The organism is Saccharopolyspora phatthalungensis, from assembly GCF_014203395.1.
GTDB classification, from domain to species: Bacteria; Actinomycetota; Actinomycetes; order Mycobacteriales; family Pseudonocardiaceae; genus Saccharopolyspora; species Saccharopolyspora phatthalungensis.
Genome location: NZ_JACHIW010000002.1, coordinates 749,887 through 776,010, shown reverse-complemented (window position 1 = coordinate 776,010; position 26,124 = coordinate 749,887). Strand labels below are relative to the sequence as shown.

Sequence of the window (26,124 nt, the reverse complement as noted above, 5' to 3'; positions counted from 1 at the left end):
AGCGCAGGAATCCCCGCGTGCAACAGGACACGAGTGGCGGGGATTGGGCACATGTGGATCCCGCATGGATCGGTGTGCTCATTGCCGCCGGCTGCGCACCTTTGGCTTACTGGTCGTGTCTACCAGCCTCCCGGCCAACGAGGGGACGCGGGGCAGCGTTGGGGAAAGGTCACGAGCAGGCGGTGGCCGGCCGGACCGCTTCTCGTCGACTCGGAGGGGGAGAGATGACGCAACAGATCGGTGGTGTGCCGTACTGGGAAGTCGAGTTCGACGAGGCGGGCATGCTCCGCCAAGGCGGAAAACTGCCCGAGATCATCGCGAGTGCGGGGGCACGGGAGCTCTTCGTGCTCAGCCACGGCTGGAACAGTTCCTTCGCCGGCGCGCGTGACCTGTACTCGGAGATGTTCGGGCTCGTCGCGGGGATGCTCCCCGCGGAGCAGCGGGCGAATACCGGGTTCGTCGGAGTGCTGTGGCCTGCGTTGCTGTTTCCGGAAGACGCCCCCGCCGCCAGCGGCCCGCAGGTCCCGGAGGCATCGGTGCCCCGGGCTCTGGGGGCGTTGGCGTCCCCACAGGCCACCGCAGAGGTGTCGACAGGCGCAGAGCTCGCGGAAGCGCTCGCCCCCGCCTTCCCGGACCAGCAAGCGCAGCTGAAGCGGATCGGCGACCTGCTCGACCGGCGGCCGCAGGACCCGGACCGGCTCGTGGAGTTTTTTCGCCTGGCGAAAGGACTCGTGACCACACCCAGCAACGCCCCGGAAGACGCGGGAGAGGTGGAGGTGATGAACGCACCGCCGGGGCGGGTGTTCGACGCGATGGCCGCACTCTCACCCGGGAATGGTGGAAGCGAGCAGGAGCTCAATCCGTTCGGACGAATGTGGCAGGGGGCACGCGAGGCATTGCGGGTGCTCAGCTACTACGAGATGAAGGAACGCGCCGGGGTGATCGGCCGCAATGGTCTCGGCCCCCTGCTCGAACAGTGCGGGCAGTCCGTCCATGACGCGCGTGTGCACCTGCTCGGCCACAGCTTCGGGGCCCGACTCGTCTCGTTCGCCCTCGAAGGTCTCGCGCCCGAGAGGCGTGGTACGAACAGTCCGGTCAAGTCGCTGTACCTGATGCAGGGCGCTTTCAGCCACTTCGCCTTCGCACCGCGAGCCCCGGTGCGGGAGGGCGCCGGCGTGTTGGCCGAGTACGCCGACCGGGTCGACGGCCCACTCGTGTGCACGTTCAGCGACGCCGACCGCGCGGTCGGCTGGTGGTATCCCAACGCCAGCAGACTCGCCTGGCAGGACGCCGAGTTGGTGGCCCAGATCAACTACCGCTGGGGAGCGATGGGCCACGACGGCTACCAGCAGACCGGCGTCCGGAGCGCCACGATGGCCGAGCAGGGCACGGACTACGGGTTCCAGCCGGGCGTGTTCTACCGCCTCGACGCAAACGGCGTCATCAACCGGAACCTGTCCTGGTTCGCCCAGGCACACAGCGACATCCGGCATCCGGAGGTGGCGTGGGCCGCGGTCTCGGCCGCTCGATCGCCGCGCGGGTGAGCGACGTGAACGCCGCGCGGGAAAGCGATCAGGACGCCGTGTCACGAAAAGTCCACGGTCGACGATGGCCTTGGGGGAACAGGGCATTCGCCCGCATCGACGAACTGATGGCAGTCGTGGAATGGGCGGAGAATTGCTCCGCACCGCACGAGCTGTGCACCGAGAAGATGGCGGCAAGTGCCCGCATGCACCTCAAGTGCGCTCAACGAGTTCTCCGCCGGACGTGGTGGCCGCGTCGGGCGCACGGGGTGGACAGTGCACTCGCCCACATCCACGCCGCCCACGTCCTCGTGCTTCGGATGGTTTCGCTCGAAGATCTCCGCGGCATGCTGCCCGACCTTCTCATGCTGATCGAGGATGCCCTGCCGCCCGAGGACAGGCGTCGGTTGTCCGTGGAGAGGATCTTCAAGAGTTCTGCGGACGGGAGGCTTATCGCGTCCCAGCAGCAGACCGTGATCGATGCCGTACGCGAGGCCTACTGGGTCCAGGAGCGCGAAATCGTTCGTGAGCGCAGCTTTTCGCATCTCGTGTGGTATTGGACCAGCGGCCTGCTGTGCATGGCCGTTGCGATCGCGGTCGTCTCCTTCCTCAATCAGAAACTGCTGCCGATGTGCTTCGGTCCCACCCCGAACGCGCTACCGCTAACGGAACAAATAGTCGTGTGCCCCCTTGGCGAAGCTCCGTTCAAGCAGAATCGGGACGCAAGCTTCGAGGCCGCCGCTTCGTCATTCGACTACGCCGTCATCGAAGCGGCCGGATTCGTCGCGGCAGCGGTTACCGCCGCTGCCGCGCTGCGCCAGCTCAAGGGCAGCCCGACCCCGTCCAATGTGCCGCTTGCACTCGCGTGCCTCAAGCTTCCGGCCGGGGCGGTGACGGCCGTGCTTGGCATCCTGCTCATGCGCGCCGATTTCGTACCAGGATTGTCATCCCTCGATTCGTCGGCGCAGATCGTCGGCTGGGCCGTCATCTTCGGAGCCGCACAGCACCTGTTCACCAAGGCCGTCGACGCCCGAGGCCGGGAAGTCATGGAGGCCGTGCCAAGCCCGCAACCCGCGACCGCTGCGGCGGCGCCCCCGTCGCGGGCACCCCTCTACGGCCGGGCGTGAACACGCCATCGCGCCGCCGGGTGTCCTCGCCCGGCGACCGCAGCGACGTTGTCTCTTGGCGTCATCCGCCCGGCGGCCGGTAGTCGAACTCCTTCGACGCCGCATCGTCGACCTCGGCGGGACTCAGCAGGACGACGGTCTTGGTGCGTGCCCGCCCGGATCCGCTGACAGCCAGCCCAAGCGATGCTGCCGAAGCGTTGTCCGGCAGATCGACGACGACATACGTGTCGACCTCGCCGAAGGCGAAGTAAAACGATTCCACCCCGCCACCGAGCTGGGCAACCGCCTCCCGCACGGCCTCCACCCGGGCCGTGCCGCCTTTTTCGCGCAGTCCCTTGACACCCTCGTCGGTGTAGGTCGCTTGCACCAGGTACTTGGGCACTTCCATCACTCCCCCCGCTGGTCCTGCACGGCCGTGCGCGCCGAACGCACTGCACGGCCAGGACTGAACGGTCACCCCCGGCTGGCGTTGACGAAAGAGTCCAAAGGCCTCCGGAGGCCAAGTAGTGGCCGGATTCGGCGATGGCGTCCAGGGGTCTGTCTTGTAAGGACACCCCGGCGCGGCGTATTGGGCTCAATGTTCCGACTCCGGTGGAGTTTTGACCTCCAACGGCTGCACGGCCGGGCCCTCCAGGACGGCGCCGTCGACATCGAACCGGGAACCGTGGCAGGGGCAGTCCCAACTCCGTTCGGCACCGTTGAAGCGCAGCAGGCAACCAAGATGGGTGCAGCGCAGCGAGACGCAGTGCAGCAAGCCGTCCTCGTCGCGGTAGACGCCGGTGAAATCGGTCCCATGACGAATCACCCGCGCCACGCCCGGAACCACGTCCTTGGTCGCGATGTGGTTTCCCGTCGTCAGCCGATCGCTGACGAAGTCCACACCCGCGCCGAAGTTGATCTGGGCCAGCTCCCACCACGAAGCAGGCGAGAACCGGTTCGGCGAAAGCGAAGCCGCCCACGGGTTGTCCCGTGAGTCGAGGAGGTCCGTCAGCACCATCGCGGCGAAGGTCCCGCCGGTCAGCCCCCACTTCATGAACCCGGTGGCCACGAAGAGCCGGGAGGAGAACGGGACGGCGGCGCCCACCATCGGGAAGTGGTCGTACGAGGTGGGGTCCTGCGCCGACCAGCGGTGGGTGATTTCTTCGACATCCCAATGGGTTCGGGCGAACTCCTCCAGACGCCCGTATTGTGCGGCGGCGATTCCGCGTGCACCGGTGGGGTGTCCCTCGCCGCAGACGATCAGCTCACTGCCGTGGGAGCGCAGCGACCGAACCGGCCTCCCGGCGTTGATCGACAGTCCCCGTGGGGGAACTCCGCGCAACCGCGCGGCGATGCAATAGGACCGTTCGACTTTCAACCGCGCGAAGTGCAGTCCCCTGTCCAAAACCGGGGAGTGGGTCGCGACGACCACCTGATCGGCCGTGAGCGACCCGAAGGCCGTATTGATCCGGCATGGCGAACCGTCGGTCAGCCGCAACGCCCTGCTCTGCTCGAAGATCGCGGACTCGTCACCGTGCACGAGTTCCGCCAAACCCAGCGCGTAGCGTACCGGGTCGAATTCGATCTGGCCGTCCAGCCGCAGCGCGCCCATGACCGGGAACGGGAGATCCGGAGTCTCGTCCGCCAGGACCGGAAGCCCCGCTTCCCTGGCCGCCTCGGCCTCGGTCTCCACGGCACGCATCCCGGCATCGTCCACGGCATAGGTGTACGCGGGCTGCCGCCCTAACCCGCAGGCGATGGACTCCTCAGTGGCCAGTTCCGCGATCTTCTCCACCGCGGCGGTGCTTGCCGCCGCGTACACCTGCGCCGCATCCCTGCTGCGGTGCTCGCGGATCGTGGTGTACATGGTCGATTGCAACGCGGTGGCCTTCGCCGTGTTGTTGCCGGTCGCCCCCGAGGCGACCCGGTCGGCTTCCACCACCGCGACCCGGGCACCTTGCCGTTTCAGCAGCAGAGCCGTGGTCAGCCCCGTGATCCCGCCGCCGATGACGGCGACGTCGAAAGACCGCCGACCGCGCAGTACGGGGTATTCCGGCCGCTGAGCCTGTGTCCACGGCGAATTCCGCGCCGTGTGGCTGTGCGTGGTCATGTCCCTCCATCGCCTACCAGGACCGACAACCGTTGGTTTCCCCGTCCCGGCGACCGAAAACCGCACGCCCGCCGGAGCGCGGTCGCAACAACTGATTTTTGGGGCGTTCCGCGCCCGCTGGTGAACAGATGTTTGGGACCAGGTGAGCGAGGTACCCCGAAGGACATGTGCTTGTCGAGATCTTCAGGGTTTGATCATGGCGCTGCGCACGGCGATGTGTGTTGTGTCGCTAGCGGCAGGGTAGCCCTCCTACAGATGGTCGCCGCGGCGGCTGGATGATAGGGCGACATTGGGATCGGTGGGGTTTTGCGCTTTCGCGCAACGGGCCGCCCGGGACTCGTGCTGAGGGGTTGATCATGAAATCGGGACCTCAAATCGCTTTGGCGGTTGCTGTCGGCTACGTCCTCGGGCGCAGCCGGAAGATGAAGCTCGCGATCGCCGCCGCCGGAATGGTGGCAGGGCGGCGTTACGCCGGGGGGCCCAAGGAACTGCTCGCGCAAGGGAGCAAGTTGGTGCAAGCGTCACCTGAGTTGAAGAAGTTGACGAATGAGGCGCGTGAGCAGCTGATTAATGCGGCTAAATCCGCGGCGATCGCGGCGGCGTCGAGCAAGATCGATTCTCTCGGTGACAGTTTGACCAAGCGGGCGGCCGGTTTGCGGGCCGGCGGGGTCGGGGAACAAGCCGCCGCGCTCGGGCAGCAGGCCGCCGGTGCCGGGGAACAAGTCGCCGTCGTCGGGCAGCAGGCCGCCGGTGCCGGGAAGCAGGCATCTGGCCTGGGCAAGCGGGCCTCCGGTGGGGTCAAGCGCGCCTCCGGTCTGGCCCAGCGGACCTCCGAGGAAGGGCCGGAGGAGTTCCCGGACGAGGACGCAACCGCAGCCGAGGAGAGCGCCGAACAAGCGGCTCCGGAGCGATCATCGCGAGGCGCCGACCGTGCCCGCGTTCGATCGTCCGGACGGCCAACGTCACGCCGCACCGGCACACGTCACTCTGTGCCGAGTGATCGGCAAGGCGGTCCCGCCCCGAAGCAGCATTCCGAGTCGGGCTCGGCGACGGCCGGGCGGGACGAGTCCAAGACGGCCAGACGGTCCCCCAGACAGTCCCACGGTGCAACCGAAGGTCGGTCAACTGGCCGGACACCGAGTCAAAGCAGGTCCGCAACTGCGGGGCAGCGCAAGTCGGGTGAGAGTTCTGAGTCTTCCGCCACGAGGAAGTCGTCCTGAGCGAGCTGAGGTGATTGACCATGGCAGAGCCGTCCAAAGAGGGTCGTTCCGCCGGGTCGGGTGGGTTTCTGAGTGAGCTGCCACTGGAGCCCTTGAAGGCCGGCTTCCAGGATCTGCTGACCGCCGTTGGGGAACGGGCAGCGGGTTACGTCAGCGACAAAGTCGAAGATATGACCCAACGACTGACGGCGTCGGCAGCCAATGGCGGGGCCGGCCTGATGGCAGCAGTGACGGGGGGCAAGGAATTGGCCGCGGGAGGCTCGCCGGTCAAGTCGGCGTTGAAGGCAGGTTTGACCGGCATGACGGTAAAGGCCAAGGAGGCAATAGGGCTGGGCGGAGGCGGCGGAGCCAAAGGGGGGAAGAAGGGCAAGGCCAAGGTCGTCAACATCATCGAGCACAACGATGTGGGACTGCCGCTTCGGGTCGTGTACGACCAGTGGACCAGGTTCGAGGATTATCCGAGCATGACGAAGAAAGTCCTCAGCGTGGACCAGGAGGCCGACGAGAAGGTCAATTGGCAGGCGCAGATCTTCCTGTCGAAGCGGAGCTGGGAAGCCTCGATCATCGAACAGGTTCCGGATGACCGCATCATCTGGACTTCGAAGGCCGCGAAAGGATCGGTGGACGGTTCGGTCACGTTCCACGAACTCGCGCCGGACATGACGAGAATCCTGCTCGTCATCGAATACTACCCCCAGGGCTTCTTCGAGAAGACCGCCAACTTGTGGCGGGCGCAGGGACGCCGGGTTCGTGCGGACTTCAAGTACATCAAGCGGCACATGATGACGCAGACGATCTTGGAACCGGACCAGGTCGAAGGCTGGCGTGGCGAGATCCGCGACCGGGAGGTCGTCAGGACGCACGAGGAAGCCATGCGCGAGGAGGAAGAGGAAGGCGGCCTCCGCGAAGCCCCTGCCGAAGAGGAGGAATACGAGGGCGAGCGCGGGGAAGCCGAAGAGGAAGAAGAGTACGACGAAGAATACGGCGACGAGGAGGATTACGGCGAGGAAGACGAGGCCGGGCGGGCCGAAGATTACCCCGAATCCGACGAAGAGTACGAGGAAGCGGACGACCACGGCGACGAAGACGAGGGCTATGCGGAACGTGACGGCGAGGACTACGAGGAAGACGAGGGCCGTGGCGACGAGGAAGAGAGCAGCCGGAGTCGCCGTGAATCCGTGACATCCAGTCGGAGAAGGTGATCGCATGACGGTGGCGAGCACGCAAGGCGGCGGTGGTGGCTCCCCCGTGCAGCGGGGGTCGGCGAGCAGCCTCGCGGATGTTGTCGAGCTCATTCTGGACAAGGGTTTGGTCATCGATGCGTTCGTGCGAGTTTCGCTCGTGGGGATCGAGTTGCTGACGGTCGATGCGCGCGTCGTCGTCGCCAGCGTGGACACGTATCTGCGGTTCGCCGAGGCCACCAACAGGCTCGACTTGGACCAGAAGGGCGGCAAGGACCTCCCGGAACTAATGGAGGGCATGTCGAAAAGCGCCGTCGAAGGCAAGACCAAAGGGGTGATCGACGCCGCCAAGGACAAGTTCGACGAGTTTCGCGGTGCGGGCGAAGAGAAGCGCGAGAAGCAACCCGTTCGCCGTCGTCCACCGCGCCGGGAATCGGATGGTCGGGGGCGTGAATGATGACCACGCGTGCGGAAAAGGACAACGACGTCCAAGCTGGACGGTCGGGTCCGGTCGATCACGGTGTGTACGTCTACGGGATCCTCAACCAGAGGCAGCGGCTGCCGGAAGAACTGCCTTCGGTCGGGGACCAGGAGGCTGCGGTGAAGCTGGTGTCGCACGGCGAGCTCTCCGCATTGGTCAGCGAGGTCGAGCTCGTTCGTCCGCTCGGTATCCGTGAGGACTTGCTCGCGCATGAGCGTGTGCTCGACACGTTGGCAGCCGATACGGCCGTGATTCCGATGCGCTTCGGCGCCGTCGTGAGCAGCGTCGATGCGGTCGTGGACGAGCTTTTGGCGCCGCACCACGACCATTTCGAGGCGATGCTGTCCGAACTCGCGGGGTCGGTGCAGTACACCATTCGGGGCCGCTACGCCGATAGCGCGCACATTCGTGAGGTCGTGGCCGAGGAGCCGGCGGTCCAGGAACTGCGCGAAACGCTGCGCGGCGTGCCTGAGGAAGCGGGCTACGCCGAACGCCTGAGGCTGGGTGAGCTGGTCAACCAGGCGGTGGTGAGAAAGCGCGAAGCGGACACCGAAGAGCTGATCACGTCGGTCTCATCCACGGTCCTGGCGACCAATCCACATCAGGTCCCCGCCGAGGACGATGCGGTGGACGTCGCCTTCCTCGTTGATCGGGACCAGGTGCCGCAATTCGAGCAAGCAGTGGACGAGCTGGGGGAGCGGTGGGACCGGCGGATCAACCTGCGCTTGATCGGTCCGCTCGCGCCCTACGATTTCCTGCCGGAGGTCTGACATGGGTCTTCTCTCTGGGCTGTTCACGCTCCCGCTGGCACCGGTCCGAAGTGCCGTATGGATCGCCGAGCAGATAAAGCGGCAGGCGGAGGGGCAATACTACGACCCCGCGCTCATCCAGCGACAGATCGCCGACGTCGATGACGCGCATGCGGCCGGCGAGTTGACCGATCAGCAGCGCGACGAACTGCACGAGGACTTGCTGGCCCGACTGTTCGAAGCGCAGCGCCGACGCCAAGCAGGGGAGATGTGATTAGGTGGCAACCGCGCGCAGCGACGATGCCAGGGACCGCGAGCCTTCGGCGCAGCGGCCCCGCAGAATCCGGCCGCAGCAAACGGGATCGGGTCCCGCGGGCACCGCCGGTGGCCGAGTGGAGAAGGACCGCAAGCCGCAGCGAGCGCGACCGGAACCGGACAGCGATGCGGACGGGCGAGCCAGGCAGGAAAGGGAGCGGTCGCTCAGTGCGACCCAGGCCGCCCAGTTGGCCGTTCGCCAGGTGCACGAACTGACGGGAAAGGAGCCGGAGACCGTCACCTCCATCGAGCGCGTGGGTGCCGGCTGGCTCGTGGGCATCGAGGTGGTCGAGAGCCATCGGGTCCCGGACACCACGGACATCCTGGCCGTGTACGAGGCGGAGTTGGACCAGGACGGCGACCTCCTTTCCTACCGCCGGGTCGACCGCTATTCCAGGGGGCGAGGCGACGAACGATGACCGAGCACGACGCCGAGGGGCGCCCGATGACCTCCGCAGCGGCCGGAGGCGGTGGCGCGCGCGCACCGGTCTGGTATGGACAACGCGCGGCGGCCCCGGCCAGACAGGAGTCCGCCAACCTCGCCGACATCCTTGAGCGCGTCCTGGACAAGGGAATCGTCATCGCAGGCGATATCCAGGTGAACTTGCTCGACATCGAACTGCTCACCATCAAACTCCGGCTCGTGGTCGCCTCCGTCGAGCGCGCCCGCGAGATGGGGATCGATTGGTGGGAACACGACCCCACCTTGTCGTCGGGACACCGCGACCTGGTCGAAGAGAACCGACAGCTGCGATCGCAGGTCCGCGAGCTCGAATCCGAACGCGAACCGTCTCGGGGCGCGATAGAGCAAAGCAACGAAGAACAACGCGCTCGTCGAAGCACGCCAAGTCGTTCCGCCGAGGAGCGGGATCGTGGCTGAGACGCTGTCCTATGTGTACGCGATCTCGCGGGCGGACGCCGACCTGCGGCCGGAGGTGGCGGGGATCGCCGGTGCGGAGGTTCGACTGGTGACCTCTGGTGCGCTCGCGGCGCTGGTCAGCACGGTGCCGGCGGACGAATTCGACGAACTCGGACTCCGGAAGAACCTGGAAGACATGCGGTGGTTGGAAACAACGGTGCGCGAGCACAATCGCGTCGTCGATACGGCAGCCGCCGACTCGACCGTCGCGCCACTGGCGTTGGCCACGGTCTACTACAACGACGCCCGCGTTCAGACCGCTTTGGCCGAGCAAGAGCCCGCGTTCCTCGATGTCCTGGAGCTGATGACTGGCCGCACCGAGTGGGGAGTCAAGGCATACGCCGACCTCAGCAAGAGCGCAGCGCAACCCGCTGAATCGGAGGCCGACACGGCCGAGCGCCCCGGGAAGGCTTACCTCGGCAAGATCCGGGAACGACGGGAAGGACAGGCCGAGGCGGAGCAAGAAGCGTTGGAACAGGCAGGCGAGATCCACGATGCACTGAGCGAGCTCGCCCAGGCGAGCCGACTGCACCCGCCGCAGAATCGCGAGCTCGCGGCCTACCGCGGCTTGATGGTGCTCAACGGTGCCTATCTGGTGGACGACGAGCGATCCGCGGAATTCGCCTCCGCAGTGGACAACATCGCGAGGACAAGCCCGCTGCGGACCGAGCTGACCGGCCCGTGGGCCCCGTACTCGTTCGCCGTGGTGGCTACGGAGCGAACGTGAGCACGATGACCGCAGGATACGACGTGAGCCCGCGAAGCGTTCGGGATACGCGTGAAATCGCGCTCGTCGACTTGCTGGACCGGTTGTTGGCCGGGGGCGTGGTGCTCACCGGGGATGTGACCATCTCGCTGGCCGGAGTGGACCTGGTGCGGGTGTCGTTGCGTGCGATCATCACATCGATCCAGGAGAGCACGGCGGACGTCGACTCTTGGGAGCGGGGCGGCGATGAGTGAACAGCCGGAGCACCGCCGGATCGACAGATCGGGGAGACTGCAACATCGGATCGAGACCGATGCCGATTCGGTGCAACGCGATCTGGTCCGGCTCGTGCTGACCATCGTCGAGCTGCTGCGCCAGCTCATGGAACGTCAGGCGCTGCGCCGAGTCGACCAAGGCACGCTCGGCGACGACCAGGTCGAGGAACTGGGACTTGCCCTGATGAAGCTCGAAGAGGCGATGACCGAACTGCGCGATCGGTTCGGGTTTTCGCCCGACGATCTCAACCTCGACCTCGGCCCGCTCGGCCCGCTGCTGCCTCGCGATCGATGAGCGATATGCCGGGACCGGGAAGGCGTCGATTCCGATTTTGCCTAATATTGGGAAATCTAGGGAACCCGGACTCGGCCGCGCGCCGGGCGCGGTCAGCTCCTTTCGGCGATAGGCGTGCGAGCGGGCGAACGGTCCTCGCTCCGGCGCCCGTCCGTGCGCATGTGCGGGACTTCGGGAGATGCCGTGTCCAGCGGCACGGCGCCGGATCGGACGAGGCCGAGCTGCACGGTTTGCCGGGTCATGAGCGCTTCCAACGCCCAATCGAGCGCGGTTCGCACCCGGTTGGCAGGCATCGCGAACAGGTGATACCCGCGGGTGACGACCTTGGCGAGCAGACCCGACAGCGAAATGTGCAAGGGGTTGGCCGCCGCCTTGCCCGCACCGAGGTCGACGAGGAACCCGAGATCGTGGTGCCGGTATCGGGACAGCCGGCCGTGCCGCAGCGACGCGGCGACGTTGTGTGCGGCGAGCTTGCCCTGCCGGACGGCGTGCTGTGCGGTCATCGGCGTGAGCTGCCCGGGACGGCTGCGATCGGGGACGGCGGCTGCGTCCCCGCACGCGAACACGTGCGGTTTGCCGGGGACCTGGAGCGTCTCGTCGACGGCCAGCCTGCCCTGCTCCGTGCGCAGACCTAGGGAGTCGACGAGCGGATCGGGTCGCACACCTACGCACCAGATCAGCGAGCGGGTGGGCACGAACCGCCCGGTGCTCAGGGTGACGCCGTCCTCCGTCGCTTCGTCGATCGACGTCTTGGTGCAGACTTCGACACCGCGCTCCCGCAGGACCCGGTCTGCCGTACGGGACAGCCGCCGATCGAGGCTGGGCAGCACGCGGGGCGCGATGTCCAGCAGCATCCAGCGCATTGGCTGCTCACCCAGCTCCGGGTGGCGCTCGGCGAGTATGCGGGTGAACCCGGGTCCTTGCGCGGCGACCTCGGTGCCGGTGTAACCCGCGCCGACCACGACGAAGGTGCAGCGCGCGTCGCGTTCGTCCTGGTCATCGGTCGCCCCGGCGAGCTCCACCTGGCGGGTCACGTGGTCGCGGAAGTACAGCGCCTCGGGTATGCCGCGGAATCCGTGCCCGTGGCTGGCCAGTCCCGGGATGGGAAGCAACTTGTTGACGCTGCCCGCCGCCAGCACGAGCCGGTCGAAACCCAGTTCCCGGGTGTTGTTCTCCGGGTCGACGTAGACCAGCTCCTGACGGTCCGAGTCGATCGCGGTGACCTCGCCGAGCACCAAGTGGGCCCTCGGCAGAGTCGCCGGCAGCGAGATCGAGATCGCGCGGGGGTCCAGTATCCCGGCGGCGACCTCCGGCAGCAGCGGCAGGTACAGGAAGTAGTCCGTGGGGTTGACCAGGACGATTTCGGCTTCCTCCGGGAGCATTTGCCTCGACAGGAGCTTCGCTGCGTGATAGCCGGCGAATCCGCCGCCGACGATCACCACTCGGTTTCGTCCCATTGTGGTGTCCTCCTCGCATCGGCCCTCAAGATCGTTATTACCCGGCTCGCAAGCCGGTCAAACAGAGGCGAGGAGGAGCTTTTGAACTTGGGCTGCCTTGCGGTGGAGGTATTCCCTCAGCGCCATCCGCCGAAACACCCGGCTTGGCGACGGCTCCGGGCAGCTTTCCTCGGGCCTTGACCAGGCGGTGCACCAGCTGCCCCGCTACCCGGCCTGGCTTGACCAGTGGCGATTTCAGTGGAAATCGCCACGTCGATTTCCACTGAAATCACCACCGTCCGGGCGTCAAGACAGCGCGCTACCCGCCTTCCATTTGTCCCACGACAACGACCAGTCCCCGTAGGTGTCCCAGACCGGCAGCGCGGGCCCGCCCGAGTTGGTTACTTCGACGACGTCGCCGAGTCCGAAGTTCTGGAAGAACCACGCGGCATTGGCCTGGTCGAGGTTGATGCATCCGTGCGAGACGTTCGAGTTTCCCTGCTGGGGCGTGCTGGCCGGGTTTTCGTGGACGAATTCGCCGTCGTTGGAGATGCGTTCGGCGAAGAACTCGTCCGACCGGTAGTAATCCGGGTTGCCGGGACACACGCCGTAGGTGCAGGAGTCCATTGTGTACTTCTGCTGCTTGTCCGAGATCACGTGCGTGCCGACGTGCGTGGGCGTGATGTCCTTGCCCATGCTGATCGGCATGGTGTTCACCAGCTTGTCGTTGTGGAAGATCTGCATCTGCTCCGTGTTGCCATCGGCCTTGGCCACCCACGAGTCGTGCACCTGGAAGTCGAGCGTGCGATCGGTCTTCCCGTACACGCCGTTGCCCAGGTCGACGCCGTAGAGGTTGACCTTGACGGACACCTTGGTTCCGGGCTTCCAGTACTGCTGCGGCCGGTAGTGGACCTCTTGGGCGGAGATCCACGACCACATCCCGGGCTGGTCCGGCGTGGCGGTGACGTGCAGCCCCTTCTCGGCGGCGGCGCGGTCTTTGATCTCGTGGTCGAACCGGACGACGATCGGCTGACCGACGCCGACATCGTTACCCGCCCTCGGCGCCGGAATGAGGCTGGGATACGCCTGCGCCTTCGGGGTGAGGGTGCGGACCGTGCCGTGCTGCGTGGTGGCCTTCCCGTCCTTGCCGGTCACGGTGGCAGTGACCTCGTAGTTCGAGCCGTAACCGAGAACCTCGGTGGTGCGCCAGCTCAACTTGTCGTCGGCCATCGCGCCCTTCACCTGCTGGCCGGCCGGGCTCGTCACGGTGACCGACGTGAGGCTGCCGTCCCGCACCGAAACCACGATCGGCGCAGTGGGGTTGATCTGGTCGCCCGCCGCCGGCGTGATGTCCACCACAGGGGAGGGGGTGGAGGGTCTTTCTTCCCCCGAACCCGGCAAGCCGGACGGGCTGCACGCGCTCAGTCCGACCACGATTCCCAATGCAACCACCGCATGAATCGGACGTCGCGGGAATAACCGTACAATTTTTCGGTCCATCCGATATCTCATCAGCTCACCTCGCCGCCAGCTTATTGTCCAGCTTCGCAAGGGGATTATCCGCGTCGGTGATCATGCGCTCCCGCTGGGCGGCGGCATGTTGAGCAGCTGCGCGAAGTCTAGGTTGCCGTGCGAAGCGCACGAACCTGCACGCACTGCTTCCTTCCCGGGCGATGGCGGCCCCTCGACGGCCCGCGAGCGCGTGGCGGACGCTCCTCGGGCGCACGAGCGATTCGGGCGTAGCCTAAAGAGCCGTGGAGGACCTGGGCCGTCCCATCGCATACCTTGCCCTCGACGAAGGCACGCCGGTCTTCGATCACACCGGTGCACGGGTGGGTGTCGTGGAACGCGTGGTCGCCGACCTGCCGATGGACATCTTCGAGGGCTTGATCATCCAAGAAATGCCACTTTTCGGTCGCCACCTGTTCGCCGACGCGGACCAGATCGCGGAGTTGCACGAACGCGGCGCGCTGCTGTCGGTCGGCCGCGAAGATCTCCGGGAGTACAGCGAAACGGCCGTCGCCAAGCGCAACAGGGCCTCCTCCCGGCGAACAGGAGAAGGCCGTTTCCGCGCCCTGCTGCGCCATGCCTGGCACTGGATCAGCACGCGCTCCTGACATCGAAGCAGGACAGCGGGATCAGCCCGCGCCGAAGGCCCCGTGCGGCCAGCCGATCACCCGAGGACGAGCGGGAGTCTCGCGGCCAGCTCGTCCAGTTCGGCCTTCTCCGTGTCGGTCGGGGCACGTCGTCCCGTGCCGACCAGCAGCACGTCCTTGTCGGCGCTCGCGATACGGTTGATCTACCTCGCCCGCGTGGCCGCCGCCATTGTCGAGCCCTGGGCCCGGGCTGCTGCCGTCCGCACCGCGCGGTCGAGATCAGTCTGCGTGCGCGTTCGCGATCGCCGATGCGGGGATGGAGACGATGACGGAACGACACCGCTGGACCCAGCCGCCCCGCCGACACCTCACGGCTCAGGTGGATTTGCGCACGGGGCGGCCCGATCCGCATGCCTCCTCCGGGTTCAGCGCCGCAGTGCTGCTCGGCGGGACCGGAGCATGGCTGTTGGCCGGACTGACTGACGACGTCGTCGAACGGGCGGGAACCGCTCGGCTGGACCCCGTGGTCGAGGGTTTCGCGGTGGCCCACCGCACCTACTGGCTGTCCGCGGGAATGCAGGTCGTGACCTGGCTGGGATCCGGCGTCGTCCTCGTCCCGATCCTGTTGGTGGCCACCGCGTTCCTCCTGGCGACACGAGGCGCGGTGCGGGCGGCCGTCGAGATCTGGGCCGCCTACCTCGGAGGCGTTGCCCTGTACACGACCATCAAGGCCGTCATCGACCGGCCTCGCCCGCCGGTGGCCGAGCTGATCACCCAAGCCGGCGGAGCCGCCTACCCATCCGGCCACGCCACCCAGGCGATCGCGACCTGGGGCATGCTGGCGCTCGTGCTGACGCGCACTTACCCACCCCGCGCCCGCGCCGCCACGCTCGTCGCCGCCTCGCTCATCGTGCTGGTCGTCGGTGTGTCCCGGATCTACCTCGGGGCTCACTGGCTCACCGACGTCCTGGCGGGCTACGCCCTCGGCGGAGCCTGGATCGCGTTCCTGCTTGCCATCCGTCTGGCGGCTCAGAGGTCCCGTCCCGCCAAATAGCGCGAAAAGGTCCGCGACCGCGCCAAGCGCGCCGGCGGGAGACCGCTACAGCCCACAGGATCCGCGGTCCAGGCGGAAGTACCTGGCGTTGGCCCAGCGGCAGAGCCAGATGCCGACGACGACGCCGGCGATCGTGACGAGGGCGGGGAGGTATCCGCTGGCGAGCTGGATGATCGGGATCGCCGGGCAGCCACCCGAGATCGCCCAGCCGGTGCCGAAGAGCACCGCGCCGGGGATCACGCCGGCGTGGATGCGCCCCGGTGTGCGGCGGACGCCCACCAGGGCGAAGACCACCACGATGATCGCGACCGCGGCGGCGAAGGCAAGGAGCATGCGCGGATCCCGGAAGGTGAACATGCGGTTGAGCTCGCCGTAGTCGCCGAATCCGATGTTGGTGACGGTGTAGCCGAGGGCCAGCCCGGTGATGATGTTGGTGACGAGAACCGCGCCGCGGGTACGCATCAGATCACCTTCCACAGCAGGAACGAAACGAGGACCGCAGTACCGAAGAAGACGGCGGTGGCGACGATGCTGACCGGCCGCAGTCGGCCGCAGCCGCTCAGGCCGTGGCCGGAGCTGCACCCGCCAGCGAGGCGGGTGCCGAAACCGACGAGTATGCCTCCCCCGAACAACACGCCGATCATGACGGCCGGGTCGGCGGTGACGAGTTCGCGGAAGCCCTGGCCCATGTCGAACCGGAGCTCGAACCGGCCGGCGGTGACCGCCGCGGCCCATCCGCCGACGAAAATCGACAGGAGCAGGGCGGCCTGGGTGATCAGCGGCGCCGGTCGCAGGCCGGCGGTCTCGGCTTGTGCACGTGCCGTGGGCCCAACGTTTTCAGGTGCCTGCGCGTCGTCGGGCTCCGTCGGCACTCCCGGGTGCTCGCCGAACTCTTCGGCGGTGGCCGCCGCGAGAGCCCTGGCGAGGGCACGGTCATCGGTGAACTGTGCGTCCAGCCGTTCTATGCGTCGTTCGGTGCGCCAGTGCAAGACGCGATCCCACGCCGAGGACACCCCTAACGATCGGTCAGTGGTGAGGGTGTAGTTGATGGTGACCAGGGCGAGCGCGACGGCGCCTTGCCACCAGGGCCAGTAGTCGCTCATGCGGGGCCTCTCATCCAATCGGCGAGTCGCCTCCACCAACGGCGCCTCGAACGCTGCGCTTGCCGCGCGAGCGGCGTTGATCGGGCCGGTGAGCTCCCCGGGGGCTTCGGAACCGGTGCGGGCGGCGGCGCGAACGGCTGGGCCGGTTCGGGTTTCGGTGCGGGATCGAACCAGGCGGTGGCCTGCGGTGGCTCGGGCCGCGGCGGGCGCGGCGTCCGGCTCGCGGCCGCGGCGGATCGGTTGGCGGCGACGTCTTTGAGGTGCTGAGCGTCGCGGCCGTTCGGCAGTAGCGAGATCGGTACCGGTCGGCCGGTCACTGCCAGCTGGTATCGAGCACAGTCGAGCCAGCGGTCCTCGGTGTCGCAGTAGTAGTCGCGCCAGTTGCGCAGGCTCGCATTGAGCAGTGGAAAGAGAGGACATCCATCGGTGTGGGAGCAGCCCACGTCGCTCCGATCTGACCGGCGCACACCACCTGGGCGCGGGAAGGCGGCATGGTCCGGTCTTTCGTTCTTGTCGGTGCAAAACCCCGCCGGTGGGCTGAGGGCTCGGGGAGTGTATCCGCCGCATCCGCGGAAGAACCGACACGCTCCAGCTTTCGGAAAACATGAATTCCGGTCGAAAAGGGGCGGCGGTCAGTGACTTTGTCAAGTTGCTTTCAGTCAACCAACGACACCTTCGGCGTTTGGTTATCGCGTCGTGATGCGCGCGTTCTCGCATCGTTGGTCACCGTGTGCCATCGGCCTCATTTAGGCGCGCGGGGTCATGCGGCGCCCGCGCCCCGCATGTCCGGAAAAGCCGGATTCCGTTGCAGGGGAGCGAAAAGACCGCACCAGCAGGAGCGGTCCGGCCGACGACCCGTGTGCTCGGTGAGACGCGCGATGGCCCGCAGCAGTCGTGGGGCCGCGCCGCCATGCCCGACCCGCACCAGTTGCCGGTGAAGCTGCCCTGGCGGACGAATAACCACGCGCGGCCCCGCATGACGGCCTCGAAGCCGGTCTTCCTGCGCGGCGACGGGCACGGCGTCGTGATCGGCATCGCCCCGGGCGGCGGCTTGTGGTATCAGGGATCGGTCGGGGTGTTCGCGCCTCGCTGCCAGCCTTAGTTACGGCATGGGTTCTCAATTGTTCCGGGAGGATGCCGTGATCGTGAGAACGCGCCTCGGCCCGGTGACTTCGTTGGTCTGCGTCGCCTTTCTGGCGGTTGCCGGGTCTGCATCGGCGGGCCCGGACTGGGCGGCTGCGTCCAGCGCGGCCGTGCATCCCGGTGTGCAGACCGTGACCAACTCCGCGCAGTGCACCTCGAACTTCGTGTTCACGAGCGGGTCGAAGGTGTATCTCGGGCAGGCCGCGCATTGCGCCGCCGCCGCCACCAATGCCGATCAGGTCAACGGTTGCACCTCGTCGTCGCTGCCCATCGGTACCAAGGTGAAGGTCACCGGGGCGAGCAAGCAGGGAGTGCTGGCCTACAGCTCGTGGCTGACCATGCAGGCGGTCAAGGAGAAGGACGCCAACGCCTGCGCCTACAACGATTTCGCACTGGTCGAACTCGATCCGGCCGACGTCGGGAAGGTCAACCCGAGCCTGGCGTTCTGGGGCGGTCCCAGCGGCCTGAACACCGAGGGGCTGCGGCAGGGCGAGGTGGTCGTGTCTTACGGCAGCTCGCAGTTGCGAGCCGGAGCCAGTGACCTGAACGCCAAGCAGGGCACGTCCCTCGGCGACACCGGCGGCGGGTGGAGTCACACCATCGTCACCGTCACACCAGGTATCCCGGGTGATTCCGGGAGCGCCGTGCTGGATTCCGCAGGCCGCGCGGTGGGCGTCCTGTCCACTTTGAACATCTCGTCCAACGCCGGCAGCAACAATGCCGGTGACCTCGCCCGAGAACTAAATTATCTCCGTGCGCACTCGTCACTTAAGAACGTTTCGTTGACAACGGGCACGCAGACCTTCCGCGGTCCGCTGACACTCTCGTAACCCCGGCCGCCGGGGGCTACCGTTTCCGCGATCGCGGCGCTGTTGCCCGGGAACCCGTGGCGGGAGCACCATCAAAGGTTGAGCTTCCATCCTGGAGGCGGGATGCACGACGCCAGGTACGCCGACAGTCAAGCACCGGACCGATTCGGCCGGTGGCTGCGGGATCTGCGGATCTCCGTGACCGACCGGTGCAACTTCCGCTGCCGGTACTGCATGCCCAGGGAGGTCTTCGGCCCGGATCACGTGTTCCTGCCGCGCTCGGAGCTGCTGACCTTCGAGGAGATCACCAGGCTGGTGCGGGCCTTTTCCCGCCAGGGCGTGCGGAAGATCCGGCTGACCGGTGGGGAACCCCTGCTGCGCCGCCAGCTCGACAAGCTGGTGGCGATGCTGACGGAGGTCGACGGGATCGACGACCTCGCGCTCACCACGAACGCCTCGCTGCTGGCCGCTCAGGCACGGGCATTGCGCGACGCGGGCCTTTCGCGGGTGACGGTCAGCCTCGACTCGCTGGATGCGGACCGGTTCGCGCGGATCAGCGACACGCGGGTGCCGCTGTCCCGGATCCTGCAGGGCATCGCCACCGCCGAGGAAGTGGGCCTGGCGCCGATCAAGATCAACACCGTGGTCAAGCGGGGCATGAACGACGGTGCGGACCTCCTCGAACTGGCCGAGTTCGGTCGCGCGCACGGCTACACGGTGCGGTTCATCGAGTACATGGACGTAGGCACCACCAACGGATGGCGGATGGACGACGTCGTGCCCGCCCGCGAGATCGTCGACCGTCTGCACGCCAGATGGCCGGTCGAACCGGTGGACTCCGACTACCCCGGGGAGGTGGCCCAGCGCTACCGCTACCGGGACGGCCGCGGCGAGGTCGGCATCATCGCCTCGGTCACCGAGCCGTTCTGCCGGACCTGCACCCGGGCCCGGCTGAGCGCCCAGGGCGAGCTGTTCACCTGCCTTTTCGCCGCCCGCGGGCACGACCTGCGCGCATTGGTGCGCGGCGGGGCCGACGACGCCGAACTGGAACGCCGCATCCAGGCGATCTGGGGTCGCCGCACCGACAGGTACTCCGAGTTGCGCACCACCGAAGCCAACCGGGCCCGCAAGGTGGAGATGTCCTACATCGGCGGCTGATCTTGGTCTCCGCTGCCGGCTGCATGCACCGGGTTTCTCCCCCACGGATCAGCTCAACGGCAAGTCGGGGAGTCGAAAGGCCCAAGACAGGGACGCGGCCGGAGGCGGAGGGTGAGCCCCAGACGGTCTGACTGCCACGCACCGGACGGAGTAGGTGATCGTGTGAGGGCACCGGACGGCGACGAGGTCGGTGGTCGGCGCGAGCCTGACGACGAGCCACCTCAAAGTGCAGAAGTGGCTGAGGACGAGATTTCCGAGGCAGAGCTAGCCGCGGCCGGTGCCGAGCCCGATGTGCTGCTGGACGTGCCGAACCTTTCCGTGGAAGAGATCAAGGTCGAGGTCGAAGATCTCCGGGCGCGGGTGTCGTTGCAGGCCGAGGTGCTGGACCTGGTCAAGCTCAACGTCGGGGCGGACGTTGCGCTGGGGCGGGTATCGCTGACCATTTCCGGCGTGCAGGCCGAGGCGCTGCTCAAGGTCCGGCTCGACACGGTTGCCCGGATTCTGGAACGCGTGCTGACCACGATCGACCGCAACCCGCAGATCATCGAGCAGGCGGTGCGCAGCGTGGAGCCCGCCCTGCGGGGGGCCGGCGAGGCTGTCAGCGAGGTCGGGCGAGGAGCCCGTGAGGCGGTCGAAGACCTCGGCGGCGGGGTCGGTGAGGCGGTCGAGGAAGTCGGTACTGGCGCGGCGAAGTCCGTTGAATCCGTTGGGCGGGGTGCCGGCGACGCCGTGGGCGAGGTGGGGCGTGGTGCGGGTGAAGCCGCGAAGGAAGTCGGCCGGGGTGCCGGCGGAGCCGTGGGGGGTGTCGGCGAGGCAGCGCGGGACGTAGGACATGGCGCGGGCAGAGCAGTGGGCGGGCGCAAAGGCGAAGACGAGTCTGCGGACCGCGGCGGCGCGGGGGAAGAACGGCCGAGGCCCAGCCGCGTCGTCGAGCGGGAGGAGAGGCGACGTCCGGCCGACGGCAAACCCCGGCGCAAACCGCCGCCCCGATCGGATCCGAGCGGCAACAGGGGCCGGTCGTCATGAGCTCATCGGACGGTGCGCACGACATCGGCTTCCACGCGACCGTGCGAGCGCGGCGACTGCGCTTCCAGGCGGAACCTGACGTTCGGGTGGAATTCCTCGGCACGGCGCAGGGCGAGTCGTCCGCCGACCGAGTAGGCCTTCCCCGTCGCGTGGCGGCCGGGGTGACCTACCGCGACGTGCGGATCGATTACCGCCTCACGGCCTCGGTCGACGACCCGTTCGCGGACGGACCTGACGACCAGCGGGCTTGAGCGAAGTTGCCCGGCCGGTGTTGCGCATTGTGCACCGATCGAGTTTTTGCCCGGTGCGTTTCCGCAAGGAGTGTGGATGCGAACGAGTCGTTCGGGCATGATTTCCTGCCCGAAGGTTCCGATCTGTGGGTGCTGGCTTGATCCACGAAGGACAATCCGCCCTTGTCTTGTGCATCCCCGAATGGGAAACGAAAATTTGCTCGGCCAGGACGAGCTATCCGCCCTCTGCTCGTCGCTGGATCAATCTTGCCGACCGCGTCGCCCCTCGTCGGTTGCCCGAAAATAGCGCACTCGGCAACCGTCCCTGTTTGCATCGACTCGTTGCCGATCTTGACATCCGCGCATGCGCGGACCGTCCGGGCGGGGCCGGTTCCCGGGAGCCCCGAGCCGTCGCGGACCCCGATGTGGTCCGCGGTGTCCGCCGTCCCTCCGGGCGGGCTGCGACGTCTTTGCCAGGCAGAAGGGCCAGGAGTGCGTCGGCTGTCAGGGGATCGCCGAGGCGGTGGACGGCTACGTCTCCACCGCCTCGGCGAGGTCCGAAGTGCGGCCAAGTCCGTGTGCGATGTGCTCGGCCGGTACTACTGCGGCCGGGCCTGCGAGCGGAACTCGCCGTTGATCTTCGCACCTTTCCAGAATGCCTACGGCAATTTCCTTCGTTGCTTTCCGGCGAATCGGCGTACGGAGTTTTCCGGGTGAAGATGCGGCACGTGGTCATCTTGCCCAGGGCGCACCGATCCTATTGCGATGGATCTCTTCTCGTCGGAATTGATCGGCGCCTGCTCGTGAATTCAAACGCAATTCTCCGTGGGTCCGCGATATGTGGCATTGTTCGCGTGCGAATTGCACGCGCCGATGGCCGCGCATTCCGGGCAATGAGCGGATGTTGATTTTGTTCGTCCACCACGTGGACGAACGATACCGGCCCGTGGGGTTCCGGGTCGACGCCTGGTGTCCGAAAGGTTGCGGCCTGGTTGCGCCGACCCGGAAATGCGAATCCGGCGCCAAGTCGACTTTGCTGACGCGAATTTGTCCCAGCGCCGGAGCGGGTGTCCGGGGCGAGGTCGCCAGCGCCCCGTTGGTCCAGCGTGAAGGCGGAACGATAGGCAAAGAACCGGACACTTGGTACAATACGCCACCGGTTGTTGAAGTTTCCAGCAAATCCGGCCGACTCCATTTGCAAGACGCGTTACCGGTAAAAGATGGCGTCCGTCCACGGATGTCCGGGCTAACGACATTCCGCCACTTGCGCGCATACCCGACTTGGGCCTAAGCTTCGGCTATGACACTTCCGAAACAGCGGTTTCCCTAATGCATTCTACGCCGCGGGCTCGGCAAGTGCTTCTCACTGGGTGTGGTATCGGTGCCGGAAAATGGCATGAACGTGAAGTAAGTGTTTCATTACATTGAATCGGGCTGCCGCGCGAGTATCAGCGGGATGTGGTCGCGGGCAGCGATGGCCCCGGCCGTCTTCGTCACGCATGCATACTCGTATGTCGGCCGCTGTACAGGGGGGTTTGTTTTGTCCTTCTCGCCCCCGGCTGAAGGAATCGAGGATGGCCCCCGGGGGATCCCGGCGAGCGCGCCTGGGGATACCTCGCTCACACTTGAGTTGCTCGGCCCGGTGCGGGCTTGGCGGGGCAACGAGGAGCTCGCATTGGGCTCCGCCCATCGCCGGACGGTCCTGGCCGTGCTGGCGATGTCGGCGAACCAGTCGGTTTCGCGGCAGCAGCTCATCGACGCGGTGTGGGGTGAGTCTCCGCCGTCCAGCGCCGAGGGCAGCATCTACACGTATGTCTCCGACATCCGACGTGCCCTGGAGCCGGAACGTTCCCGACGCAACGCCGGGCAGATCCTGACCACGGTGAGCTCCGGCTATTGCCTGCGGCTTCCGCCGGATGCCTGCGATGTGCACCGCTTCCAGGAGTACCGGTCACGCGCCCAGCAATGCTGGGCCAGGCAGGATGCGACCGGTGCCATCGAGGCGCTGGATTCGGCCCTGCGCCTGTGGAAGGGCGAGGCGCTTTCCGGTATCCCCGGTCCGTTCGCCAGCGTCCAGCGGCCACGCCTGACCGAACTGCGCCTGGCGACACTGGAACAACGCGCCGAGATCGTCATCGCCGAGGGCGGACATGCCGAGATCGTCGCGGAACTTTCGGCGCTGGTGCGTGAGCATCCGATGCGCGAGGCGCTGCGCGCGCTGTTGATGCTGGCGTTGTACCGGTCCGACCGGAAGGGCGAAGCGCTGGCGGTGTTCCGGGAAACCCGCCAGACCCTGATCGAAGAGTTGGGGATCGAACCGGCCTCGCCCCTGCGCAACCTGCACGAGCAGATGTTGGCCAATGATCCCTCGCTTGCCCGCGTCCCGGTGCGCCGGTCCGAGTCGACCGCACCGAAGGCGGCTCCGGTGGACCCGACTCCGTCGCAGCCGGCTCCGGTGAAGCCGGCGCCTCCCAAGCTGCTGGGCGTCGAGTCTCGGCAGCCGAGCCGCCCGGCCAGGTTCGTCGGCCGATCCGCCGAGGTGTCCTTCCTCCGGGATGCGGTGTCGGACGTGGCCGCCGGAAATGGCCGAGCCGTGTGGATCGAGGGCGAACCCGGCATCGGGAAATCCTGTCTGTTGGCGGAAGGACTCGCGGAGGCCATCGCATCGGGTTGCCAGGTGGCGTGGGGGGTGAGCGATGAACTCGGTCAGCGGTTCACACTGCGGGTCCTGTTGGAATGCCTCGGCGTAAAGCCGGATTCGGCGGACCCCAGGCGTGCCGAACTCGCCTCCGCCCTGCGCGACAGGCCCGACACCTCCGCCTCCGACGAAGACGTCCAGCCGGTGGTGCACAACCTCCTGAACCTGGTCGCCGAGCTGTGTGCGGACGCACCGCTGGTACTGGTGATCGATGACCTCCACTGGGCGGATGCGGCGACTCTGCTGGTCTGGCAACACCTGTGCCGGCTCCGCCGGGAGCTACCGTTGTTGCTGATCGGGGCGTGCCGACCGGTGCCCGTCCGGGCCGAACTGGATCAAGTGCGCGCGAACGTCGAGGCCGATGCCACGGTGCTCCCGCTCGGCCCCCTGCCCGAGTCAGCGGTGCACGAGTTCGTCAGCGCGATCGTCGGTTTGCCGGTGAGCGCCAAGTTACGGGCGGTGGTCAAGGGCGCGCGCGGAAACCCGCGCTACGTTGAGGAGACCGTCAACGGTCTGCTGCGAGAGGGCGCGATCGTCTTCGCCGGGGGCTACGCGGACACGGATCCATCGTTGGACGACGCGGTTCCGGACGCCGCGCTCTCGGCGATTGCCGGCCACCTCAGATTCCTGTCCGGGCAGACCACCGAACTCCTGCGCCGGGCCGCCTTGCTCGGCGAACAGTTCTCGCTGGCCGAGGCGGCTATCGCGCTGGACAGGCCGGCATCGGATCTGATCGAGATGGTCGACGAAGCATGCGCGGCCGGGCTGCTGATGGAATCCCACGATCTGCTCGCCTTTCGGCATCCGCTGGTGCACAAGGTCTTCTACGCGAAAATGCCCAATGCCGTACGGCTCGCGATGCACCGGCAGTTGGCGGAAGCGCTGGCCAAGGCAGGTGCACCCGCCGACCGGGTGGCGGCGCAGCTGACCGCGGCACCCGTCACGGTGGATTCCTGGCTGATCGACTGGTTGCTGGCTAACGTCGGGGTGCTGAGCAGCAACGCACCGCATTCCGCAGCGGCGCTGCTGCGCGCTGCGCTCAACCGAGGATCGATATCCAGTGCCGTGCGCGAGAAATTCGCGGCGGCGTTCGCCAGGCTGATGTTCTGGCTGGGGCGGGAACCGGCGAGCTCCGCGCAGTTCGTGGTGGCGCGGACCACCGACAGCCTGCTCGATGCGGACATGCGCTTGATCCTCGCCTACATCTACTACCGCAGGGGTGGTGTCGGCAAAGCCCTCGACGAGATTCGTCCGGCGATGCGGGACGAACTCGTTCCCGAGACGTGGCGGAGCCGGTACACGCCCCTGCTGGCGGCCCTGGAGTCGGCCGAATTCGGCGATCCAGGCAACCGCCAGGCCGTCACAGCGCAACGACGCGACTCCCGCTCGACGCCCGAAACCTCCGACCGGGCACCGGATGCCTTCGAGACGGTGCCCCAACTGGCCGACCTGTGGATGCTTGCATTGGACGACACCATGCTCGCGCTGCAGGACCTCGACCACGTCGACGACGCCCTGGGAGCCTTGCGGGCGGCCGAGCACTACGCGACCTCGCACACCTTGCCCGGGGAGATATCCGTTGCCGGCGTAGTGCATTACTACTGGCTGGGGCTTTGGCCGGACGCACTCGGCAAGGTCAGCGCGATGACCTTGGCGGACTCGTTGACCGAGTCCTACTTGCTGGGTCGCCCGGGTGCTTCCGCGATCCTGCATGGGGTAGCCGCGTTGATCGCCGGGCACCGCAACGAACAGGCCACGGCGAGAGCACACCTGCACTCCGCGGGGCAATGGTCACGGCGCAACCCCACCGGTTTCCTGGCCGGTAGCGATTTCCTGCTCATGGCGCGGTCGCTCCTGGCCGAGGGGCAGGGCCGACTGGAGGCGGCGCTGGAACGGCGCGTCCCCATCCTCACATCGGACTTCGCGCCGATGACGCATCGCTACCGGTGGTTGCCCGGCGTGGCCCGGATAGCGGCGCAACTGGGCGATTCCGAAGCGATGCGGCTGGCGTTGGAAGTGTGCGAGTCCGAGATGAGGCGTGACCGGACGGCGGCACGGGAGGCCGCCGCCGCGCATTGCCGGGGACTCGTCAATCGCGACCTCGGTGCGGTGCTCACGGCGGCCGACCACTACCGGTCCGCCGGCCGCCGGATCGAACTCGCCGGAGCGGAGGAGGACGCCGCGATCCTGTTCGCCGAGCGAAGTCGTTTGGATGACGCCAGAGCCGCGCTGGGAGCATCGCTGTCTACCTACGCCGAATTGGGTGCCGTGTGGAACGTCCAGCAGGCTGAATCCCGGCTGGAGCAGTTCGGCCTCCAGAGGCTGCCAGGCGCAACAGCGCGGGCGTCAGGTGAGGCGGAGCCGCCGGGGGCGGTTCAGGACCTACGCCCCTGACGGCGGATGGTCGCCGTGCCTGACGAACGAGATGGGAGAACGGGGCTCGTTCGTGGCAAGTCACTTCCGGCTCCGCTTTCCCCATTTCGTGACAGTC

At 67.1% G+C, this 26,124-nt stretch carries 26 protein-coding genes and 1 pseudogene; 20 read left to right on the top strand and 7 right to left on the bottom strand.

What is annotated here, in order from left to right; genetic code table 11:
• Positions 1–224 precede the first annotated feature (224 nt).
• Together BJ970_RS30380 and BJ970_RS30375 are read left to right on the top strand one after the other, a co-directional pair.
• On the top strand, positions 225–1,544 hold the full coding sequence (locus BJ970_RS30380; RefSeq protein WP_184730593.1) for a serine/threonine protein kinase: 1,320 nt from the start codon (positions 225–227) through the stop codon (positions 1,542–1,544).
• Positions 1,545–1,651: 107 nt separating this feature from the next.
• On the top strand, positions 1,652–2,650 hold the full coding sequence (locus tag BJ970_RS30375) for a hypothetical protein (protein WP_184730591.1): 999 nt from the start codon (positions 1,652–1,654) through the stop codon (positions 2,648–2,650).
• Positions 2,651–2,711: 61 nt separating this feature from the next.
• On the opposite strand, the gene BJ970_RS30370 is transcribed toward BJ970_RS30375, so the two are convergent.
• Together BJ970_RS30370 and BJ970_RS30365 are read right to left on the bottom strand one after the other, a co-directional pair.
• On the bottom strand, positions 2,712–3,038 hold the full coding sequence (locus BJ970_RS30370) for a GYD domain-containing protein (RefSeq protein ID WP_221468317.1): 327 nt from the start codon (positions 3,036–3,038) through the stop codon (positions 2,712–2,714).
• Positions 3,039–3,224: 186 nt separating this feature from the next.
• Positions 3,225–4,739, bottom strand: a complete 1,515-nt coding sequence (locus BJ970_RS30365) for an FAD-dependent oxidoreductase (protein WP_184730589.1) — start codon at positions 4,737–4,739, stop codon at positions 3,225–3,227.
• A gap of 356 nt (positions 4,740–5,095) precedes the next feature.
• Between BJ970_RS30365 and BJ970_RS30360 the strand changes: the two genes are divergently transcribed.
• From BJ970_RS30360 to BJ970_RS30315, 10 genes are all read left to right on the top strand, one after another.
• On the top strand, positions 5,096–5,959 hold the full coding sequence (locus BJ970_RS30360) for a hypothetical protein (protein ID WP_184730587.1): 864 nt from the start codon (positions 5,096–5,098) through the stop codon (positions 5,957–5,959).
• A 92-nt stretch (positions 5,960–6,051) separates the two neighbouring features.
• A complete protein-coding gene (locus BJ970_RS30355) occupies positions 6,052–7,161 on the top strand; it encodes an SRPBCC family protein (RefSeq protein ID WP_246471903.1) in 1,110 nt (369 codons plus the stop codon).
• Between the two features lie 4 nt (positions 7,162–7,165).
• A complete protein-coding gene (gvpJ, locus tag BJ970_RS30350) occupies positions 7,166–7,597 on the top strand; it encodes a gas vesicle protein GvpJ (RefSeq protein WP_184730583.1) in 432 nt (143 codons plus the stop codon).
• Positions 7,597–8,391 (top strand): GvpL/GvpF family gas vesicle protein, encoded by a 795-nt coding sequence (locus BJ970_RS30345; RefSeq protein WP_184732470.1) that lies wholly within the window; start codon positions 7,597–7,599, stop codon positions 8,389–8,391. Before gvpJ ends, BJ970_RS30345 begins: the two co-directional genes overlap by 1 nt.
• A gap of 1 nt (position 8,392) precedes the next feature.
• On the top strand, positions 8,393–8,644 hold the full coding sequence (locus tag BJ970_RS30340; RefSeq protein ID WP_184730581.1) for a gas vesicle protein GvpG: 252 nt from the start codon (positions 8,393–8,395) through the stop codon (positions 8,642–8,644).
• Positions 8,645–8,648: 4 nt separating this feature from the next.
• Entirely contained in the window at positions 8,649–9,104 is a 456-nt protein-coding gene (locus BJ970_RS39685) for a gas vesicle protein GvpO (protein WP_312864553.1), read from the top strand.
• Positions 9,101–9,565 (top strand): gas vesicle protein, encoded by a 465-nt coding sequence (locus BJ970_RS30330; RefSeq protein WP_246471902.1) that lies wholly within the window; start codon positions 9,101–9,103, stop codon positions 9,563–9,565. The genes BJ970_RS39685 and BJ970_RS30330 overlap by 4 nt, the downstream gene beginning before the upstream one ends.
• Complete coding sequence (locus tag BJ970_RS30325; RefSeq protein WP_184730579.1) at positions 9,558–10,331, top strand: GvpL/GvpF family gas vesicle protein; 774 nt, start codon at positions 9,558–9,560, stop codon at positions 10,329–10,331. Before BJ970_RS30330 ends, BJ970_RS30325 begins: the two co-directional genes overlap by 8 nt.
• 5 nt (positions 10,332–10,336) lie before the next feature.
• Complete coding sequence (locus BJ970_RS30320; RefSeq protein ID WP_184732464.1) at positions 10,337–10,564, top strand: gas vesicle protein; 228 nt, start codon at positions 10,337–10,339, stop codon at positions 10,562–10,564.
• Complete coding sequence (locus BJ970_RS30315; RefSeq protein ID WP_184730577.1) at positions 10,557–10,880, top strand: gas vesicle protein K; 324 nt, start codon at positions 10,557–10,559, stop codon at positions 10,878–10,880. Before BJ970_RS30320 ends, BJ970_RS30315 begins: the two co-directional genes overlap by 8 nt.
• 92 nt (positions 10,881–10,972) lie before the next feature.
• Here BJ970_RS30315 and BJ970_RS30310 read toward each other — a convergent pair whose 3' ends face one another.
• Complete coding sequence (locus BJ970_RS30310) at positions 10,973–12,337, bottom strand: NAD(P)/FAD-dependent oxidoreductase (protein ID WP_184730575.1); 1,365 nt, start codon at positions 12,335–12,337, stop codon at positions 10,973–10,975.
• 285 nt (positions 12,338–12,622) lie between these two features.
• On the bottom strand, positions 12,623–13,768 hold the full coding sequence (locus tag BJ970_RS30305; protein WP_312864552.1) for a L,D-transpeptidase: 1,146 nt from the start codon (positions 13,766–13,768) through the stop codon (positions 12,623–12,625).
• 302 nt (positions 13,769–14,070) lie between these two features.
• Between BJ970_RS30305 and BJ970_RS30300 the strand changes: the two genes are divergently transcribed.
• Positions 14,071–14,433 carry a PRC-barrel domain containing protein gene (locus BJ970_RS30300; RefSeq protein WP_184730571.1) on the top strand — a complete coding sequence of 121 codons (363 nt, stop codon included), beginning with the start codon at positions 14,071–14,073 and terminating at the stop codon, positions 14,431–14,433.
• Between the two features lie 56 nt (positions 14,434–14,489).
• Here BJ970_RS30300 and BJ970_RS38375 read toward each other — a convergent pair.
• A pseudogene (locus tag BJ970_RS38375) lies at positions 14,490–14,597 on the bottom strand (maleylpyruvate isomerase N-terminal domain-containing protein); the annotation flags it as partial.
• A gap of 140 nt (positions 14,598–14,737) precedes the next feature.
• On the opposite strand from BJ970_RS38375, the gene BJ970_RS30295 reads away from it, so the two are divergent.
• On the top strand, positions 14,738–15,466 hold the full coding sequence (locus tag BJ970_RS30295; RefSeq protein WP_184730569.1) for a phosphatase PAP2 family protein: 729 nt from the start codon (positions 14,738–14,740) through the stop codon (positions 15,464–15,466).
• A 45-nt stretch (positions 15,467–15,511) separates the two neighbouring features.
• On the opposite strand, the gene BJ970_RS30290 is transcribed toward BJ970_RS30295, so the two are convergent.
• Both BJ970_RS30290 and BJ970_RS30285 read right to left on the bottom strand, forming a co-directional pair.
• Complete coding sequence (locus BJ970_RS30290; protein WP_184730567.1) at positions 15,512–15,928, bottom strand: YeeE/YedE thiosulfate transporter family protein; 417 nt, start codon at positions 15,926–15,928, stop codon at positions 15,512–15,514.
• Complete coding sequence (locus BJ970_RS30285) at positions 15,928–16,569, bottom strand: YeeE/YedE family protein (RefSeq protein WP_184730565.1); 642 nt, start codon at positions 16,567–16,569, stop codon at positions 15,928–15,930. Before BJ970_RS30285 ends, BJ970_RS30290 begins: the two co-directional genes overlap by 1 nt.
• 805 nt (positions 16,570–17,374) lie before the next feature.
• Here BJ970_RS30285 and BJ970_RS30280 point away from each other — a divergent pair.
• The 6 genes from BJ970_RS30280 to BJ970_RS30255 all read left to right on the top strand — a co-directional run bounded on the left by BJ970_RS30280 (position 17,375) and on the right by BJ970_RS30255 (position 26,027).
• A complete protein-coding gene (locus BJ970_RS30280; RefSeq protein ID WP_184730563.1) occupies positions 17,375–17,671 on the top strand; it encodes a hypothetical protein in 297 nt (98 codons plus the stop codon).
• A 37-nt stretch (positions 17,672–17,708) separates the two neighbouring features.
• Positions 17,709–18,542 (top strand): S1 family serine peptidase, encoded by an 834-nt coding sequence (locus BJ970_RS30275; protein WP_312864551.1) that lies wholly within the window; start codon positions 17,709–17,711, stop codon positions 18,540–18,542.
• 102 nt (positions 18,543–18,644) lie between these two features.
• Entirely contained in the window at positions 18,645–19,679 is a 1,035-nt protein-coding gene (gene moaA / locus BJ970_RS30270) for a GTP 3',8-cyclase MoaA (RefSeq protein ID WP_184730561.1), read from the top strand.
• Between the two features lie 234 nt (positions 19,680–19,913).
• On the top strand, positions 19,914–20,705 hold the full coding sequence (locus BJ970_RS30265; protein ID WP_312864550.1) for a hypothetical protein: 792 nt from the start codon (positions 19,914–19,916) through the stop codon (positions 20,703–20,705).
• Positions 20,702–20,956, top strand: coding sequence for a hypothetical protein (locus tag BJ970_RS30260; protein WP_184730559.1), 255 nt, complete (start codon positions 20,702–20,704; stop codon positions 20,954–20,956). Before BJ970_RS30265 ends, BJ970_RS30260 begins: the two co-directional genes overlap by 4 nt.
• A gap of 1,654 nt (positions 20,957–22,610) precedes the next feature.
• Positions 22,611–26,027: an ATP-binding protein gene (locus BJ970_RS30255; protein WP_246471901.1), complete on the top strand. Its 3,417-nt coding sequence runs from the start codon at positions 22,611–22,613 to the stop codon at positions 26,025–26,027.
• The last annotated feature ends 97 nt before the right edge of the window (positions 26,028–26,124 follow it).

Excerpts from the sequence above, each read along its gene's own strand:
- BJ970_RS30320 (WP_184732464.1), top strand. The coding sequence starts at position 10,337 with ATGACCGCAGGATACGACGTGAGCCCGCGAAGCGTTCGGGATACGCGT.
- BJ970_RS30365 (WP_184730589.1), bottom strand. The coding sequence starts at position 4,739 with ATGACCACGCACAGCCACACGGCGCGGAATTCGCCGTGGACACAGGCT.
- BJ970_RS30330 (WP_246471902.1), top strand. The coding sequence starts at position 9,101 with ATGACCGAGCACGACGCCGAGGGGCGCCCGATGACCTCCGCAGCGGCC.
- BJ970_RS30375 (WP_184730591.1), top strand. The coding sequence starts at position 1,652 with ATGGCAGTCGTGGAATGGGCGGAGAATTGCTCCGCACCGCACGAGCTG.
- BJ970_RS30315 (WP_184730577.1), top strand. The coding sequence starts at position 10,557 with ATGAGTGAACAGCCGGAGCACCGCCGGATCGACAGATCGGGGAGACTG.
- BJ970_RS30310 (WP_184730575.1), bottom strand. The coding sequence starts at position 12,337 with ATGGGACGAAACCGAGTGGTGATCGTCGGCGGCGGATTCGCCGGCTAT.
- BJ970_RS30295 (WP_184730569.1), top strand. The coding sequence starts at position 14,738 with ATGACGGAACGACACCGCTGGACCCAGCCGCCCCGCCGACACCTCACG.
- BJ970_RS30360 (WP_184730587.1), top strand. The coding sequence starts at position 5,096 with ATGAAATCGGGACCTCAAATCGCTTTGGCGGTTGCTGTCGGCTACGTC.
- BJ970_RS30370 (WP_221468317.1), bottom strand. The coding sequence starts at position 3,038 with ATGGAAGTGCCCAAGTACCTGGTGCAAGCGACCTACACCGACGAGGGT.
- BJ970_RS30260 (WP_184730559.1), top strand. The coding sequence starts at position 20,702 with ATGAGCTCATCGGACGGTGCGCACGACATCGGCTTCCACGCGACCGTG.
- BJ970_RS30285 (WP_184730565.1), bottom strand. The coding sequence starts at position 16,569 with ATGAGCGACTACTGGCCCTGGTGGCAAGGCGCCGTCGCGCTCGCCCTG.
- gvpJ (WP_184730583.1), top strand. The coding sequence starts at position 7,166 with ATGACGGTGGCGAGCACGCAAGGCGGCGGTGGTGGCTCCCCCGTGCAG.
- BJ970_RS30290 (WP_184730567.1), bottom strand. The coding sequence starts at position 15,928 with ATGCGTACCCGCGGCGCGGTTCTCGTCACCAACATCATCACCGGGCTG.
- moaA (WP_184730561.1), top strand. The coding sequence starts at position 18,645 with ATGCACGACGCCAGGTACGCCGACAGTCAAGCACCGGACCGATTCGGC.
- BJ970_RS30345 (WP_184732470.1), top strand. The coding sequence starts at position 7,597 with ATGACCACGCGTGCGGAAAAGGACAACGACGTCCAAGCTGGACGGTCG.
- BJ970_RS30340 (WP_184730581.1), top strand. The coding sequence starts at position 8,393 with ATGGGTCTTCTCTCTGGGCTGTTCACGCTCCCGCTGGCACCGGTCCGA.
- BJ970_RS30380 (WP_184730593.1), top strand. The coding sequence starts at position 225 with ATGACGCAACAGATCGGTGGTGTGCCGTACTGGGAAGTCGAGTTCGAC.